We start from the raw sequence: 14,816 nt of genomic DNA on the forward strand, positions 1-14,816 counted from the left end.
CGGTGATGAACGATAAAGCCGCCTTTACGCCGCCGAATCCGGGGTTGGCGACGCTGGCGATATCGCTGGCGACCTTCATGCAGGTGCTGGATTCCACCATCGCCAACGTGTCGCTGCCGACGATTGCCGGCAACCTCGGCGTCAGTTCGGATCAGAGCACCTGGGTGATTACGTCGTTCGCCGTGTGTAACGCCATTTCTCTGCCGCTGACCGGCTGGCTTGCGCGCATCGTCGGTCAGCGGCGGTTGTTTGTCGTTTCGGTGCTGCTGTTCAGCCTGGCCTCTTTTCTGTGCGGCTTCTCGCGCAGCATGATGGAACTGATTGTTTTCCGGGCTTTGCAGGGCTTTTTCGCCGGGCCGATGTACCCCATGTGCCAGACGCTGCTGCTGATGATTTTCCCGCCATCGCGCCGCAACATGGCGCTGGCGTTACTGGCGATGGTGACGGTGGTGGGGCCGATTGTCGGCCCGATTACCGGCGGGTGGATCACCGACAACTACGCCTGGCCGTGGATTTTTTACATCAACGTGCCGATCGGCCTGTTCGCCGCCGGGGTGGTGATGGCGCAACTGCGCGACTGGCAGGACACGACGGAGCGCGCTCGCGTCGATTACGTCGGCATCGGCCTGCTGGTTCTCGGGGTCGGCCTGCTGCAGGTGGTGCTGGATAAAGGCAACGACCTGGACTGGTTTGCCTCCTCGGATATCGTGACGATGTCAGTGATTTCCGCCATCGCGCTGGTGTCCTTTGTGCTCTGGGAGCTGGGAGAGCGCGACCCGCTGGTCAACCTGAGGCTGTTTGCCGATCGGAATTTCACTATCGGCACACTATCGCTGATGTTCGGCTACGCCGCGTTTTTCGCCATCAATGTGATTTTGCCCCAGTGGCTGCAAACCTGGATGGGATACACCTCGACCTGGGCAGGACTGGCGGCCGCGCCGATGGGCATGTTGCCGATGCTGCTCACGCCGATTATCGGCCGTTACGGTAACCGGGTCGATTTGCGCCTGCTCGCCACGTTGTCGTTTGTGATCATGGGGCTGTCGTGCCTGATGCGCGCCCAGTTCACCATCGACGTCGATTTCATGACGGTGGCCGGCGTACAGCTGTTTATGGGGATTGGCGTAGCGTTCTTCTTTGTGCCGTTGACCTCCATTTTGCTGTCGAGCCTGCACGGCAAGGATGTGGCGGAAGGTTCCGGGCTGGCGACCTTTCTGCGCGTGCTGGGCGGCAGTTTTGCGTCGTCGCTCACCACCTGGATCTGGTCGCATCGCGAGATCTATCACCACGCGGTGCTGAGCGAAAGCGTCTCCGTCTACAACCCGGCGGCGGTGGATTACCTCAATCGGATGGGCGGCATCAGTCAGACCACGCTGGCGCAGTTGGACAAAACCGTGCAGCAGCAGGCGTGGATGGCGTCCACCATCGATTATTTCCATCTGCTGGGCTGGGGGTTTATGGGGCTGGTGGTGATCATCTGGTTCGCCAGACCGCCGTTTACCAAAACAGGGCCGGCCGCCGCCGGGCATTAGTCCGCGGCGCCGCCGATGGGTGAATTAATGCCGGTGCAGGTTCGTTATCGGCGTGAGTTTCGATGTTTCTGATGTTCAGCAAGGGGGTTCTGCCATGATGTTATCAACGATGCCGTCCATGATGAGATTTACCGCCGATCTAATTGGCTGGATAGAGAGTCATCTTGAAAGCCCGCTGATGATCAATGACGTCACCGCGAAGTCGGGCTACAGCAAATGGCATTTGCAGCGCATATTCAAGAAAGAAACCGGCGTTTCGCTGGGGTCGTATATTCGCAGCCGGCGGTTGAGCAGGGCGGCGGTCGAGCTAAAGCTGACCAATCAAACCATTCAGGACGTGGCGCTACGTTACTGTTTTGATTCCCAGCAGTCATTTACCCGTACCTTTAAAAAACATTTTGGGATGTCGCCCGGGCATTATCGTAAAGCTTTACGTTGGGATTTCACCGGCCTGCAACCGTCATTAGACGCTAGCGTGGACTGGCTGCCGATTCCCGAAGTGGTTGATTTACCTGCCAGACCGGCTAACACCTCCTTTTTTGAGCATACCCAAAGTATTGATGACTTTATTTCGGCAAGCGATATTCCGCAAAGAATAAAACTATGGGAACAGACCTGTCGTCGATATAGCGGACCGGAGGTGGTGATCTATTCTTTTTCAACCTTTATTCCGGATGCCAATCGGGTTAACCGCCATGTGCGAATGGAATACCATATTAGCGCCGTCGACCCGTACAATAGCGTCGATGCTGATAATGACTACAGGCAAATGCCGGCCGCGACAGAGCGCTATTTGCGCTTTCTGTTTTCCGGAGATGTGGAGGAATATACATCGTTTTTGAAGACGATCTACCATCATATTTTACCCGGCCGGTCTTATACCCGCATGAATGGCGGCGATCTGGAGGTTATTCATTGCAGGAAAGACGCGCAAGGCGGGATGGATAAAGACTATTTTGAGGTGGAATATTATGTTCCGTTTGATCGAAAATAAAAGATAAACAGTGAGTCTGCATTATTCCTCTGGGGAAGGGGAGCGTTGCCAGTCGGCGGTAATAACCGGTGGCGACTAATTAGTAGAGGGGTAACAGTAAAGATTAGTGATATATAAGTCTCTGCGTTTAACCGCTTTTGTCATAAATGCTACTCCGTGTGGCTATGTATTTTTACGTTAAAGTAATTTCCGTCATGATTTTTTACGACATAATATCCGATATTTAGCGTGTCTTATTCATCTCATGCAATAAAAATATGAGAAGTTTTTATCTGATCGTTAATACTTTCCAGTAAACAGGACGAACAACATGGAGAAGATAACGTGACGAATAGAAACTATACAATTGGCGATTATTTATTGGATCGTCTGGCGCAGAGTGGTATTCAGCATCTTTTTGGCGTTCCCGGTGACTACAATTTGCAATTTCTTGATCATGTCATCAGCCATCCCGCTATTTCCTGGGTAGGTTGCGCCAATGAACTCAATGCCGCCTATGCCGCCGATGGCTACGCCCGCTGCAAATCCGCCGCGGCATTACTGACGACGTTCGGCGTTGGAGAATTGAGCGCGATTAACGGTATTGCCGGCAGCTATGCCGAATACGTTCCCGTCATTCATATCGCGGCGGCGCCCAGACAACAGTCGCAACAAAAAGGCGAACGCATGCACCATACGCTGGGGGATGGCGATTTCCGCCACTTTCTGCGCATGGCGGCCGAAGTCACCGCAGTCAGCGCCAGCCTGAGCGTCGACAACGCCACGGCAGAAATCGATCGGGTTGTTAGCGCCGCGCTCAGGCTTCGCCGCCCGGTCTATTTGTTTTTGCCGTTAGACGTGGCTGCGGCGCCAACCGACGATCGCCCCTCTCCGCTGGCTATGCCGGACCCCTGGTGCGATGAGGCTTCGCTGAACGCGTTCATCGCAGCGGCAACCGCGCTGCTGGACCGCGCCGGGACGGTTTCGCTGCTCGCGGATTTTCTGGCGCACCGCTTTGGCGCATCGGCTGCCTTACAACGCTGGCTGGAGCGTGTGCCGTTACCGCATTCAACCTTGCTGATGGGAAAAGGCACGCTGAATGAGCAGCATCCGTGCTTTATCGGCACGTATGCCGGGGGCGGCAGCAGTGAAAGCGTCAGGTCGCGCATTGAAGACGCTGACGTCATCATCAGCGTCGGCGTTCTGTTTGTCGATACCATTACCGCCGGGTTCAGCCACCGAATTCCCGCGGAAAAAAACATTGATATTCAGCCGACGTTCGCACGGGTAGGGCATCAGACATTTCCTGCCGTTCCGATGCTGAAGGCGATTGACGCGCTGGAAACGATCACCGCGGCGCAAGCGGCCCGCTGGAACCCCGGCTTTATTACGCCGCCGGCGCTGCCTTCCCCGCAGGCGAAAAACCGACTGGACCAACGCGAGTTCTGGCTGCAAATTCAGCATTTCATTCGCCCCGGCGACATCATCGTGGCCGAGCAGGGAACCTCCTGCTTCGGGGCGGCGATGCTCACGCTGCCGCAGGGGTGCCAGTTTATTGCCCAGCCGTTATGGGGATCGATAGGCTACACGTTGCCCGCCGCGCTTGGCGCCAAGACCGCCTCACCCGATCGCCGGGTCATCCTGCTGATTGGCGACGGCTCTCTCCAGCTTACCGTGCAGGAGCTCGGTTCGATTATTCGCAACGAACTCAGCATGGTGGTGTTTGTGCTGAATAATCAGGGCTATACCGTCGAACGGGCGATACACGGCCCGAAACAGCGCTATAACGACATCGCGGCCTGGAACTGGACGCAGCTTCCGATGGCGCTTGGCTGCGATGAAGACAAGGTGTTCATCAAGCAAACCCGTACGCCAGACCAACTGGCTCAGGTTCTGGCCGACATTGAGGGAGAGCATCGCCTGTCGTTTATCGAGGTGGTTTTACCTAAGATGGATATACCGGATTTACTGCACACCATTTCTCAGTCGATTGAAATGCGCAACACCGTGCAGTAATGAAGGGACGCGATTATGTGCATGGGACCGGCGCTGGCGTGCCGAATTGCGAAAACCGTGCATCGGATAATCATGGCGCTGTTTCAGCGGGCGATTTCGGTTTTATCGGATGGTGCCTGATGACTGCGAAGGTATACTGCATCGCAGTTTTCGATCACAAAAGAGTAAGCGTGTTATGACATTAATCAAACGTGCAGTGAACATCGTGGGTGTGGCCGCTCTGATAACGGCAGCGAGTTACGTTCAGGCGGCCGGCTGGCAGGATTCCCTTTCCAGCGCTGCCAGCCAGTTAAGCCAGAACGGCGCTTCATCCGGCAACCTGAGTGGGCTGACCGGCTTGCTTAATGGCGAAACTCAGTCGTTGAGCGCCGGCAGCATGAACAATGCGGCGGGTATCCTGCAATATTGCCTGAAACAGAAGCTGGTTTCGGCGACAAACACCGAAAATGTCAAAAACCAGTTGCTGAATAAACTGGGCCTGAGCTCGCAACAGGAGCAGCAGAAACAGACCGATTATGTGCAAGGGTTGGCCGGCCTGCTGAATACGGGGGAGGGGAAACAGGTAAACCTGAGTACGTTGGGCAATACCCCGCTGGCGGAAAAAGTCAAAGCCAAAGCGTGTGATATCGTATTAAAGCAAGGCGTGAAGTTTCTTTCCTGACGGAAAATCCCCGACCAGCGCGCGGCATTGATAGCGTCTGGTCGGGGTAATGCGCCATGGTTAGTGACCGTATTTAAAATTAAAGCCTAGCGCATCGCCAGTGGTATCGTACTCGCGGAAGTTATATATCAACGGCTTCCATTTTGACGAATCGATGGCGTCGTTGTGACCCAATAGATGGCTTTCCACCCAGATATTCAGAATATCAAGCTCAACGAGTATAAAACGCCCTTTGTCCGTTGTGCTTACTGTTTTGCATTCCGCCTGAAGTGGGCATTCAACTACACGCGGTGGTGCAATTCCAGCTGATTCTTCCGTGTGAAGCCCGGTTCTGGCGAATTTATCGTGACATACCTGAACGCCCCATTTGATTTGGCTTTCAGATAACGTATCTCCACCTGTCAGCTTACCGATTTCTTCCACTTTTTCCCAAAGCGTAGAATCAGGGATATTGATGACCGCATCGGACCCCGATATTAGGTTGCTGTGCGTCTTGCTGCCTTTGCTGACCCCGATAATAATTTTATCGCCAAGAGAGATCGAAGAGGAGACGGGGGCGATATTGGTATTTCCGTTACGGCTGTCTGTCGTGGTGACAAGAAAAACCGGGAAGCCGTAATAAAATGAACTTAATTTCACATTCTTCTTCATTTCAGCATGGAACCCATTATGTGAAGGCTTAGATGGCGTCCATTTCTACTCTTCCAGCTCGTCTTTAACAATAACCACAATTGAGTATTTACGGGGTATGCGTGTTGCGCTGCTGTGAAAAATAGATCGGAAAAAATAATCCACAAACCCGAAAAGAGGTATATGATATGCATCATATTACTTTATCCTCCCATCACTTTTAAACTGGGAAAAATGAGGTTAAAACATGCAACGAATCGTAATACCTGCTAATTATGTTCATACACGAACAACACCTTTTTGGACCAGGGACACTGCGCCTGCGTCTATTTGGCAGCGACACCTGGATGCGGGTACCCGCCAGGGCGTTTACCCGCGTTTATGCGTGATGCAAGGGGCTATCCGTTATTATGGTTACGCTGATGAGACAAGCCCTGATCCTGTTGACACCTTGACGATAGAAGCCGGGCAGTTTGGCGTATTCCCGCCCGAAAAATGGCACCGAATAGAAGCATTATCTGATGATACGCTATTCAACGTTGATTTTTATGTCGATCCAAAAATTTTGATCGAAGGCTGAGGTGTTAATAATGGAAAGCGAAAATAAAGGGTATTCCTTAGCGATAGCTAATCGCGATAATAGTGAAAAAAAAGAAAAGATTTTTTTGAAACCCATGTCTTTATATGTGCCGGACGTCGCGGCTCAGGCGGTTGCCGCGCTGATCGACGAACTGTCGGAAACAAGTCAAAAGGGTAAAGATTTTGTGCTGACCGTTACCAATCAAAATAATGGCGTGTCAGTGGATAAAGATTTCGCTGCTCTTTCTGAACTGAAAGACCCGGCTATTGCCGCCGATGCCGTCAAAGAACTGATTAATATTGTGCGAGGCTACGAGTCAGACGAGGAAACTAACGTTTGCGGCTGGTAGCGGGCCGTGTTGAGGTAGTAAATACTCCTTATATATCTATTCGATGTGGAGGGGTATTGTTCAGTCAATCTCCGTTTAAGTATTATTGCGCTGTGATCCGCGGCTTTGTTTCGGAATTCTAAATTCACTGGGCCTGTAATTTGTGGTCATAGCGCCATCTTTTATTATCCTGGATGCCAGGGCTGCTCAGTAATGCCTGATTCATGAGTCTTATTCATAAAGCCATTCTGTAGCGCATGATTATCATCGGGTTCAATGCCGGTAATATAGCGCAAAGAATTTACGCTTACATGACGGATATGACTCAACCCCAGATGCGATCGAAAAAAATCCCAGAGCTATTTTTTATTGCCATTCTTAGCGCCCTGATGGCGTTTACTTCTTTATCGACAGATATTTACCTGCCTGCCATGCCGATCATGGGGAAGGATTTACAGGGTGATGTGGAACTGACCATTACTGGCTTTTTAATCGGCTTTTGCATCGCACAGCTGATTTGGGGGCCATTAAGCGACCACTGGGGGCGACGGACGCCGCTGTTTATTGGCATGGTGCTATTTATCATCGGCTCCGTGGGCTGCGCACTTTCAACGACTATTTCGCAGATTGTTTTCTGGCGTATCTTTCAGGCGCTGGGCGCATGCACTGGGCCGATGCTGGCTCGTGCGATGATCCGCGATCTATTTAGCCGTATCCGGGCCGCGCAAATGCTCTCTACGCTAATCATCATTATGGCGATTGCGCCGATTGCCGGGCCGCTGCTCGGCGGGCAATTGATCAAAGTGACGTCATGGCACTCGATTTTCTGGCTGCTGGCGGTGATTGGCCTGCTCATGTTCATTTCATTATATTGGCTGCCTGAAACGTTAGCCGAAGACAAACGCGTAAAGGCTTCTTTATCCAGCGCCTTTCACAACTATTATGCATTGCTGACGAATACCGCTTTTATGCGTTTCACCCTGTGCCTGACGTCCTATTATGTCGCCGCCTACGCTTTTATTACCGGGTCAGCCTTTGTCTACATCACTTACTTCGGTATCGACCCACAACATTACGGCTGGTTATTTGCGCTGAATATTGTCGGCGTGGTGGGAATGAGTATCGTGAACCGCCGTTTGGTTCAACGTTATCCGCTTGAGAAGTTGCTTAAATTTGCCGTACTGATCGCCACCGCCGCCTCACTCGTTCTTGCGTTAGGCACGAAACTCAATATCGGCGGGATGATCCTGATTGTGGTCTCGGTGTTTGTTTTCTTTGCGATGAACGGGATTATCGCTGCAACATCGACCGCCGCCGCGCTTGATACCGTGCCAAACATTGCGGGTTCCGCGTCGGCATTAATCGGCTCGCTACAATACGGTAGCGGCATTATTTCCTCCTTGCTGCTTGCCCTGTCGGGGGACGGCACGCCGTGGACGATGGCCTGGATTATCGCCTTGTTTACCGCGATCAGCGCGGTAATTGCGTTGACCACTCGTGTAGCGAAAACGGCCGGTTAGCTATTTTTGTCGAAGGTTCGGGATAGCGCCTGCGGCCATATATCGCGAGCCAAACGAGAAAAACCGCTGGTCATTGAATGCGATCAGGAAAGAAAAACGACAGAAACGGTGACCCGTTGGTTGGAGGTGATCCGTAGCTGACAGCAGCCATCAATAAACCGGGAAACAGGATGCGGAGCTGGTGGGCGTTTTTACCGGGCGGGTATAGATGAGAGGGCGAGGGTAACCCGCTGTCTGAAAAAAACGCTGTCTTTCGACAGCGGCTTGCAAACGATGTATTCAATTAAGTCATTCTGATGGCGCGGTTTCGTCTTTGCCTCTTACATCAAACGCTTTCAGGTAAAAATCCTTTGTATTTCAGCGTTTTTTAATTTCGGTAATGTAAGTGACGGCAACGTGATCGGCAAAATTCGGGACATCCTCAAAAGCTTCTTTACCGGTAGGCGAATTGAAGGCGGCAACAGCCGCTTCGATTGAGTCAAACCACAGTTCTGAAAAGCCGTCTACCGGTGACTCTGGGTATTTTTCACGATCGATAGGATTCAGCACATACCCTTTTAAGCCGGGCAGGCGCAGGGCAATTTCGGTGTGGATCTTATCCCAGTGCTGCACAAATTCTTCAAAGCTCTGACCGTTCTTGCGGGTGATAAAACCCACGTGTTTAAAACCTGTTACTGACGTCATCATGTTCTCTGCTGTTGATTCAATCGGGGCCTGGCCCGCAAATGACCGGGGACGGCCATGCCTTATCACTGTCTCAGCCTGACGATTTTTCGTTTCGGGGCATCACAATAAATCCGGAAATAACTATGATTGTTTTTTATTTCATGATAAATCGGGTTTCATTCGCTTCTGTGTGGACATAGATTCAACAATCACGGTGAGAGGTTAAGGATCCCGTGATGCGGGTTCAGCCTGGGACCAGCCGGCGTCCTCTTTCAATCAGGCATGCACACAGACTGGGTATGAGGCACGTAACGGAAAATTGAGTATGCGTACAACCGATCATCTGGGCGGCATTACTGCTTTTGTTACCACTGCGCAGCAGGGGAGCTTTACCGCAGCGGCTGAGCGGCTGGGCCTGACCAAATCGGCGGTGGGAAAGAGCGTTAGTCGCCTTGAGGATCGGCTTGGGCTGAAGCTGTTCCAGCGATCCACGCGCCGTCTCAGCCTTACGCCGGATGGCGAACGCTTTCTGATCAGTTGCCAGAGCGCAATAGATACCCTTGAGCAGGCAGAAGCTGAGCTGACGTCTCACATTTGCCGACCTGCGGGCAGGCTCAGGGTGGATTTACCCGCCGCATTCGGCAGACAGCGCATTCTTCCGCTGCTACTTAAAATCACCCGCAGCTACCCTGAGCTGGCGCTGACCGTCACCTTCAGTGAGCGATTTGTGGACCCGATCGAAGAAGGTATTGACCTGCTTATCCGTATTGGCGAGCTCGCCGACAGCAGTGGTCTGGTGGCGAGACGGCTAACAACCCAGAAACTGGTCATCTGTGCTTCGCCGGATTATCTGCTTAATCACGGTGAACCCACCTCGGCGGATGAACTGAGTCAACACCATTGTGTGGTGGGATTTCGCCGAAATCAGCCGATCTCCTGGCTTCTGAAGGAAAATAACGGGCAAATAACGCGCTATACGCCAACGCCTACGCATGAATTTGCCGACGGTGACGCGATGCTGGCCGCTACGCTCGCCGGATGTGGTTTGTCTCAGTTGCCGCTTTGGCTGGTCGGTAATTACCTGGAGCGCGGCGAGTTGAAAGCGGTTCTTGCTGGTCATTCCGGCGGCGAAATGCCGATCAGCGCACTATGGCCCAAAAGCCGTCAGCTACTGCCCAAAATACGCCACGTGGTTGATGCGCTGGTTAAGGCAGCGGAAGACGGCCAATTGGATTGATTGCTGTTCTTCAGCGGCTATGCCTGAATAGTCTGTCGTGTGGATTACCGGGATACAGACACTGGAGTACCCTGAAGCCAGTTAAATGCCCATCATTTTGCCCAGGTAGAGCGATGCTTACCCGGACCGGAGGATGAAGCGTATTGCGTGACGATGGATCATGATAACGAGCGGATTATCTGCCCTTTGCGCTGGCGCTGATCGCACCAGATGGTGAAGACCCCAGCCATGACGACGATAGACGCGCCGAGAAGCGTGGCGTGTCCGGGCAAGCTGTCGAGAAACAAATAACCAATCACCATAGACCATACCAGCGTCGTGTAATCAAACGGCGCGAGTAGCGAGGCATCGGCATAACGCAGACTAAGCGTGACCAGAATTTGCGCCAGTCCGCCAAACAAACCGCAGCCCATCAGCAACGCCCACTGCCAGCCGGTAGGGCGCGCCCAGCCCAAAAGGGCCGTCGAGAGGCCAATCAACGTGGTCATCAGCGAAAAATAAAAAACGATCGCTCCCGGCGTTTCGACGCCATTCAAGAAGCGGATTTGCACATTGGATGTCGCGGAGCAGACGGCGGCCAGCAGGGCAAATACCGCCCCCAGCGCTGCGTCGTCAAGGGTGAAGCCGGATGCCCGTAACGCGTGACCGAGCGTGAGGTTTGACGACAGCATAATCACAATGCCGCTAAAGCCGACCAGGACCGCCAGCCAGCGATAAAAGCGCACCTTCTCTTTCAGCAGCATCGCGGCCATAAGCACGGTAAATAACGGTGCGGCGTAACTGATGGCCGTGGCGTCGGCCAGCGAGATATAAACCAGCGCCAGATAGTTGAAATACATGCCGCCGGTACCGGAGAAACCGCGAATAAAATGGCCGAAGATATTGTGGGTTTTGATGCTGTTGATGACGCTGCCTTGTATTTTCAGCCACAGCAACAGAGGAAAGAGCGCAACGAACGAGCGGAAAAAGATGACTTCTCCGGTGGGTATGGCGCCGTTTAGCCCTTTGACGCAGGCCAGCATTAATGTCGCGCACAGCGCCGACATTATTTTCAGCAACATCCCAAGTTTGGCATTCATGGTCTTACCTTTACTACATGCAGGTGTGGATGAGCCCTAACCTTAGAACGCCCGCAACGTGCGTCGATAAGATAATTTCCCTCTGCCTGAATAACCTTTTCTTATTACCCGATGCTGTCGATGCGGCGTGATATTGGTCATATAAATTGTGTATCTCGCAACACGGTTTCCCTCTTATGCCGTCGAAAGCAAAGCCCGTATATTTCAGAGAATACGGGCTGCCATACTGGGTGGGTCTGGTAATAAAAGTCGTGTATTCAACGAATTAATACTTTGGGGGAAACATCATGACCGTGAAAAAATTATCTGCCGCGCTGGCGTTGCCACTTGTATTCGCCAGCGTCGGGGCGAAGGCGGACCTGCTTTCAGACATGACTGCCCGGGGGGATTTGAGATGTGCGGTTTATTCGGATGTCCCGCCTTTTTCATCACCGGATGCGAATACACGTCAGTTGGTGGGAATGGATGTTGACCTCTGCAATGCGCTGGCGAAGCAAATGGGGCTGAAGCTGACGCTGGTGCCGACATCGGTAGAAGCCCGCATCGCGGTGATTGCCACCGGACGCGCCGATGTGCTGATCGCCAACCTGGCCTACACGAAAACACGCGGTAACCAAATCCAGTTCAGCGACCCATACTACGTGGCAAAAGAGATGCTGCTGGTGAAAAAAGAGAACGCAGATAAAACCCTTGAGTATTTCAAAGGCAAACGCATCAGCGCGACCAAAGGAACTACCTCTGAGCAGTCGATCAACATTAAAGGCGGTAAAGCGGTCACCTTCCAGGACGCGGCTTCCGCGTTTCTCGCGCTTGAGCAAAACAAGGCGGTGGGCTTTGTTACCAACACGATGACCGGCATCAAAATGATCTCACAGGCGAAAAAAGACGGTATTGAACTGGCGATGATCAAAGAACCGATGGCGCTGGAACCCATTGGCGTGGGTATGAAACGCGACGAACCTGCGCTGCTTACCGCCGTCAACACCGGCCTGAAAACCATGGATGACAATGGCGCCATCGACAAAATCTGGGACACCTGGATTGGGCCGAACACCGAATACAAAATGGTGCGCGAAGAGCGCGTGCAGCCTCTGTCGAACCTGAAATTTGAACCGCTGGAATAAGTTATGGCCTGGTTAGAGCAACACGCGTCGGTTTCTCTGGGGGCGGATGTCACCCTCTCGACCATGGGTAGCCGGGCCTGGCTGGTGGAAGCGCCAGGCGCATTTAGCCTGGCCGCCCAACGGCGCATCTGGTCACTGGCGCAAATGCTCTCTCACTGTGACGACGTCGAAACGCTGATTCCCGGCGTCACCAATTTACTGGTATTGCTCAAACGGACTCCGGAAGAGGCGGATGCCTTCCCGCAGCGGCTGCGTGAATACTGGCGACAGGCACAGGAAGTGCACCCGCAGGGGCGGTTGATTGAAATTCCGGTTCACTACGGCGGCGCGCTGGCAAGCGATCTGGAAGCGGTCTGTCGTCATACCGGTTTTGGCGAAAACGAGGTGATTCGCCGCCATTATCAGGGGCAGTACACCGTTGTCGCGCTGGGTAGCGCCCCCGGTTTCGGTTATCTGCATGGCCTTGATCCGCTGCTCGCCACGCCGCGTAAAAAAGTACCGTCGCTCAATATGCTAAAAGGCACGGTCACCATTGGCGGGGCGCAGACGGGCGTATCGGTGCTGACCGGCCCCAACGGCTGGAACGCCATTGGCTATGCGGAGCTGGAAGTCTTTGACCCGTACGCGGCCAGTCCCGCATTGATGGCGCCCGGCGACAACATCCGTTTTTTACCCGAAAGGATAGAGCTGTGATTGAAATTGAGCGCACGGGTGCGCTGAACACGGTGCAGGATTTGGGTCGCTTTGGCTTTCGCCACCTTGGGGTGTCGGTGAGCGGTGTGATGGATCCGCTGGCGCTGCGGGCGGGCAATGCGCTGCTGGGTAATGACGATAACGCCGCCGCCGTTGAGGTGCAGATGTTTCCCTTTCGCGTCCGTTTTCAACAAGATACGGCGATTGCGCTAACGGGGGCGGATTGCCGTGCGCGGCTTGATGATGTTGACCTGCCGCCCTGGTGGGGCTGCCGGGTTGCCAAAGGACAGGTGCTGGAGATGCGCTATCCGCGTTCCGGCTCGCGCGGCTACCTCTGCGTGGCGGGCGGAATCGCGGTTCCCGAGGTGTTAGGTTCGCGCAGCACGGCGCTGCGTGGCGGGTTCGGCGGCGTTGACGGGCGTCCGCTGCAGGCTGGCGACACCTTGCCGTCAGGCGCTTGCCGGGCGACCTTGCCGCAGGGCGGGTTGGGCATCGAGCCGCCTGAACTGGCGCTGCGCGACGCGTTCCCGGCGGCGAACAATGGCGTGGTAGCGGTGCGGGCGATTCCGTCCGGCGAATATGCGCTGTTCGCAGCCGATCATGCGCGTTTCTGGCAGCAATCCTGGCAAATTTCCAGACAAAGCAACCGTACCGGCTACCGGCTTTCCGGAGAACCGATTTACCCTTCGCGCACCATTGAGATGCGCTCGTACGGGCTGATCCCCGGTATTGTGCAGGTTCCCCCCGCCGGGGAACCGATCATTCAGTTAAGCGACGCCAATACGGCAGGCGGATACCCCAAAATCGCCTGCGTGATTGAGGAAGATTTATGGCGGCTCGGACAGCTACAGGCCGGACAGTCGATTCAATTAATTCAAAGCGATGCGAAGCAGGCCATCGTTGCGCGGCGGGCGATTGAACGCTGGCTGGCGCAGCTGCGTGATTTTTCGCGTTCTTTGACCGCGTGAACGGATAACGACAGATGATGAAAATAGATGTGAACTCCGATATGGGAGAAGGGTTTGGTGTCTATCAACTGTGTGATGACGAAGCCCTGATGCAAGTGGTTTCATCGGCGAATATCGCCTGCGGTTTTCATGCGGGGGATCCGGCCATCATGACGCAAATGGTACGGCTGGCAAAACGCCGGGGCGTGGGCATTGGCGCGCATCCTGGCTTGCCGGACCGGTTAGGGTTCGGGCGTAAAGAAATTGCCTTTAGCCCCGATGAGATTTGCCAGCAGGTGATTTATCAGATCGGCGCGCTGCAGGCGATTGCCAGAACCGAAGGCGTGAGCGTGTCGCATGTCAGTTTTCACGCGGCGATGGGCAATATGATTAATCGGGATGAGGCGCTGGCGCGGCAGGTGATGCAGGCGATTTCTCACCTTGACCCGGCTCTGATTATCTTTTGTCAGGCGGATACCATTATTGAGCGTGCAGCCCAAAGCGTGGGCCTGCGGAGCCTGACGCTGTTTCTGGCCGACCGCGCCTGCGACGCGGCAGGGCGTCTGGTGCCGCGCGGCAAGCCCGGCGCGGTCATTAAAGAAGAAGGGGCGGTGCGCGGTCGGGTGCGTCAGTTCCTGCAGGAAGGCACGGTCACCAGCATTGAGGGGCACCGGCTTGCCGTGCGCGCCAGGTCCATTCTGATTCATAGCGATACGCCGGGTTCGCTGACGCTTGCGAAGATTGTGCGCAGTGAGATTGAGGCCTGCGGGGCGGCGGTGGCGCCGGCTGCGGAGGTGTTGCAGCAGTAGCCCTGTCGGTGGTTTGTCGGG

15 protein-coding genes and 1 pseudogene are annotated in these 14,816 nt (G+C 54.1%); 13 read left to right on the forward strand and 3 right to left on the reverse strand.

Translation table 11 applies throughout. The features are described 5' to 3' along the window. Positions 1 to 5 precede the first annotated feature (5 nt). The 4 genes from CVE23_RS07920 to CVE23_RS07935 all read left to right on the forward strand — a co-directional run bounded on the left by CVE23_RS07920 (position 6) and on the right by CVE23_RS07935 (position 5,182). Positions 6 to 1,532, forward strand: a complete 1,527-nt coding sequence (locus CVE23_RS07920) for a DHA2 family efflux MFS transporter permease subunit (protein WP_100849249.1) — start codon at positions 6 to 8, stop codon at positions 1,530 to 1,532. A gap of 94 nt (positions 1,533 to 1,626) precedes the next feature. Beyond that, on the forward strand, positions 1,627 to 2,526 hold the full coding sequence (locus tag CVE23_RS07925) for a helix-turn-helix domain-containing protein (protein WP_049842687.1): 900 nt from the start codon (positions 1,627 to 1,629) through the stop codon (positions 2,524 to 2,526). A gap of 324 nt (positions 2,527 to 2,850) precedes the next feature. Then, positions 2,851 to 4,521, forward strand: a complete 1,671-nt coding sequence (locus CVE23_RS07930) for an alpha-keto acid decarboxylase family protein (RefSeq protein ID WP_100849250.1) — start codon at positions 2,851 to 2,853, stop codon at positions 4,519 to 4,521. A 175-nt stretch (positions 4,522 to 4,696) separates the two neighbouring features. Continuing rightward, positions 4,697 to 5,182: a YjjA family protein gene (locus CVE23_RS07935; RefSeq protein ID WP_100849251.1), complete on the forward strand. Its 486-nt coding sequence runs from the start codon at positions 4,697 to 4,699 to the stop codon at positions 5,180 to 5,182. Positions 5,183 to 5,242: 60 nt separating this feature from the next. Here the strand turns inward: CVE23_RS07935 and CVE23_RS07940 are convergent, their stop codons facing one another. Then, positions 5,243 to 5,833 (reverse strand): flavin reductase family protein, encoded by a 591-nt coding sequence (locus CVE23_RS07940; RefSeq protein WP_100849252.1) that lies wholly within the window; start codon positions 5,831 to 5,833, stop codon positions 5,243 to 5,245. A 226-nt stretch (positions 5,834 to 6,059) separates the two neighbouring features. Between CVE23_RS07940 and CVE23_RS07950 the strand changes: the two genes are divergently transcribed. The 4 genes and pseudogenes from CVE23_RS07950 to CVE23_RS23045 form a co-directional block, all read left to right on the forward strand. After that, the gene (locus CVE23_RS07950; RefSeq protein ID WP_071605183.1) at positions 6,060 to 6,392 is read left to right on the forward strand and encodes a TehB family protein; all 333 of its coding nucleotides are present in this window, start codon (positions 6,060 to 6,062) and stop codon (positions 6,390 to 6,392) included. 10 nt (positions 6,393 to 6,402) lie between these two features. Then, the gene (locus CVE23_RS07955; RefSeq protein WP_038918468.1) at positions 6,403 to 6,741 is read left to right on the forward strand and encodes a DUF1869 domain-containing protein; all 339 of its coding nucleotides are present in this window, start codon (positions 6,403 to 6,405) and stop codon (positions 6,739 to 6,741) included. 299 nt (positions 6,742 to 7,040) lie between these two features. Beyond that, a complete protein-coding gene (locus CVE23_RS07960; protein WP_167389567.1) occupies positions 7,041 to 8,240 on the forward strand; it encodes a multidrug effflux MFS transporter in 1,200 nt (399 codons plus the stop codon). 42 nt (positions 8,241 to 8,282) lie between these two features. Further along, positions 8,283 to 8,381, forward strand: a pseudogene (locus tag CVE23_RS23045) (flavodoxin); the annotation flags it as partial. A 216-nt stretch (positions 8,382 to 8,597) separates the two neighbouring features. On the opposite strand, the gene CVE23_RS07970 reads toward CVE23_RS23045, so the two are convergent. Further along, complete coding sequence (locus CVE23_RS07970; protein WP_038920877.1) at positions 8,598 to 8,924, reverse strand: EthD family reductase; 327 nt, start codon at positions 8,922 to 8,924, stop codon at positions 8,598 to 8,600. 307 nt (positions 8,925 to 9,231) lie between these two features. Between CVE23_RS07970 and CVE23_RS07975 the strand changes: the two genes are divergently transcribed. Beyond that, the gene (locus tag CVE23_RS07975) at positions 9,232 to 10,143 is read left to right on the forward strand and encodes a LysR family transcriptional regulator (protein WP_100849254.1); all 912 of its coding nucleotides are present in this window, start codon (positions 9,232 to 9,234) and stop codon (positions 10,141 to 10,143) included. Positions 10,144 to 10,301: 158 nt separating this feature from the next. On the opposite strand, the gene CVE23_RS07980 is transcribed toward CVE23_RS07975, so the two are convergent. Next, entirely contained in the window at positions 10,302 to 11,222 is a 921-nt protein-coding gene (locus CVE23_RS07980; RefSeq protein WP_038918470.1) for a DMT family transporter, read from the reverse strand. 287 nt (positions 11,223 to 11,509) lie between these two features. Here CVE23_RS07980 and CVE23_RS07985 point away from each other — a divergent pair, with 287 nt between their 5' ends. From CVE23_RS07985 to CVE23_RS08000, 4 genes are read left to right on the forward strand one after another with little or no spacing between them, the layout of a single operon-like run. Further along, positions 11,510 to 12,346, forward strand: a complete 837-nt coding sequence (locus CVE23_RS07985) for a transporter substrate-binding domain-containing protein (protein ID WP_100849255.1) — start codon at positions 11,510 to 11,512, stop codon at positions 12,344 to 12,346. 3 nt (positions 12,347 to 12,349) lie between these two features. Further along, positions 12,350 to 13,039 (forward strand): 5-oxoprolinase subunit PxpB, encoded by a 690-nt coding sequence (pxpB, locus tag CVE23_RS07990; RefSeq protein ID WP_038918472.1) that lies wholly within the window; start codon positions 12,350 to 12,352, stop codon positions 13,037 to 13,039. Next, entirely contained in the window at positions 13,036 to 14,007 is a 972-nt protein-coding gene (locus CVE23_RS07995) for a 5-oxoprolinase subunit C family protein (RefSeq protein ID WP_100849256.1), read from the forward strand. The genes pxpB and CVE23_RS07995 overlap by 4 nt, the downstream gene beginning before the upstream one ends. Positions 14,008 to 14,024: 17 nt before the next feature. Then, positions 14,025 to 14,795: a 5-oxoprolinase subunit PxpA gene (locus CVE23_RS08000; protein WP_100850431.1), complete on the forward strand. Its 771-nt coding sequence runs from the start codon at positions 14,025 to 14,027 to the stop codon at positions 14,793 to 14,795. Positions 14,796 to 14,816 lie beyond the last annotated feature (21 nt).

Source organism: Dickeya fangzhongdai (assembly GCF_002812485.1).
Lineage (GTDB): Bacteria > Pseudomonadota > Gammaproteobacteria > Enterobacterales > Enterobacteriaceae > Dickeya > Dickeya fangzhongdai.

What these genes read in the sequence shown, in the direction of transcription:
- CVE23_RS07985 (WP_100849255.1), top strand. Translation starts at nt 11,510, where the DNA reads ATGACCGTGAAAAAATTATCTGCCGCGCTGGCGTTGCCACTTGTATTC.
- CVE23_RS08000 (WP_100850431.1), top strand. Translation starts at nt 14,025, where the DNA reads ATGAAAATAGATGTGAACTCCGATATGGGAGAAGGGTTTGGTGTCTAT.
- pxpB (WP_038918472.1), top strand. Translation starts at nt 12,350, where the DNA reads ATGGCCTGGTTAGAGCAACACGCGTCGGTTTCTCTGGGGGCGGATGTC.
- CVE23_RS07975 (WP_100849254.1), top strand. Translation starts at nt 9,232, where the DNA reads ATGCGTACAACCGATCATCTGGGCGGCATTACTGCTTTTGTTACCACT.
- CVE23_RS07925 (WP_049842687.1), top strand. Translation starts at nt 1,627, where the DNA reads ATGATGTTATCAACGATGCCGTCCATGATGAGATTTACCGCCGATCTA.
- CVE23_RS07950 (WP_071605183.1), top strand. Translation starts at nt 6,060, where the DNA reads ATGCAACGAATCGTAATACCTGCTAATTATGTTCATACACGAACAACA.
- CVE23_RS07920 (WP_100849249.1), top strand. Translation starts at nt 6, where the DNA reads ATGAACGATAAAGCCGCCTTTACGCCGCCGAATCCGGGGTTGGCGACG.
- CVE23_RS07940 (WP_100849252.1), bottom strand. Translation starts at nt 5,833, where the DNA reads ATGAAGAAGAATGTGAAATTAAGTTCATTTTATTACGGCTTCCCGGTT.
- CVE23_RS07970 (WP_038920877.1), bottom strand. Translation starts at nt 8,924, where the DNA reads ATGACGTCAGTAACAGGTTTTAAACACGTGGGTTTTATCACCCGCAAG.
- CVE23_RS07935 (WP_100849251.1), top strand. Translation starts at nt 4,697, where the DNA reads ATGACATTAATCAAACGTGCAGTGAACATCGTGGGTGTGGCCGCTCTG.
- CVE23_RS07955 (WP_038918468.1), top strand. Translation starts at nt 6,403, where the DNA reads ATGGAAAGCGAAAATAAAGGGTATTCCTTAGCGATAGCTAATCGCGAT.
- CVE23_RS07980 (WP_038918470.1), bottom strand. Translation starts at nt 11,222, where the DNA reads ATGAATGCCAAACTTGGGATGTTGCTGAAAATAATGTCGGCGCTGTGC.
- CVE23_RS07960 (WP_167389567.1), top strand. Translation starts at nt 7,041, where the DNA reads ATGACTCAACCCCAGATGCGATCGAAAAAAATCCCAGAGCTATTTTTT.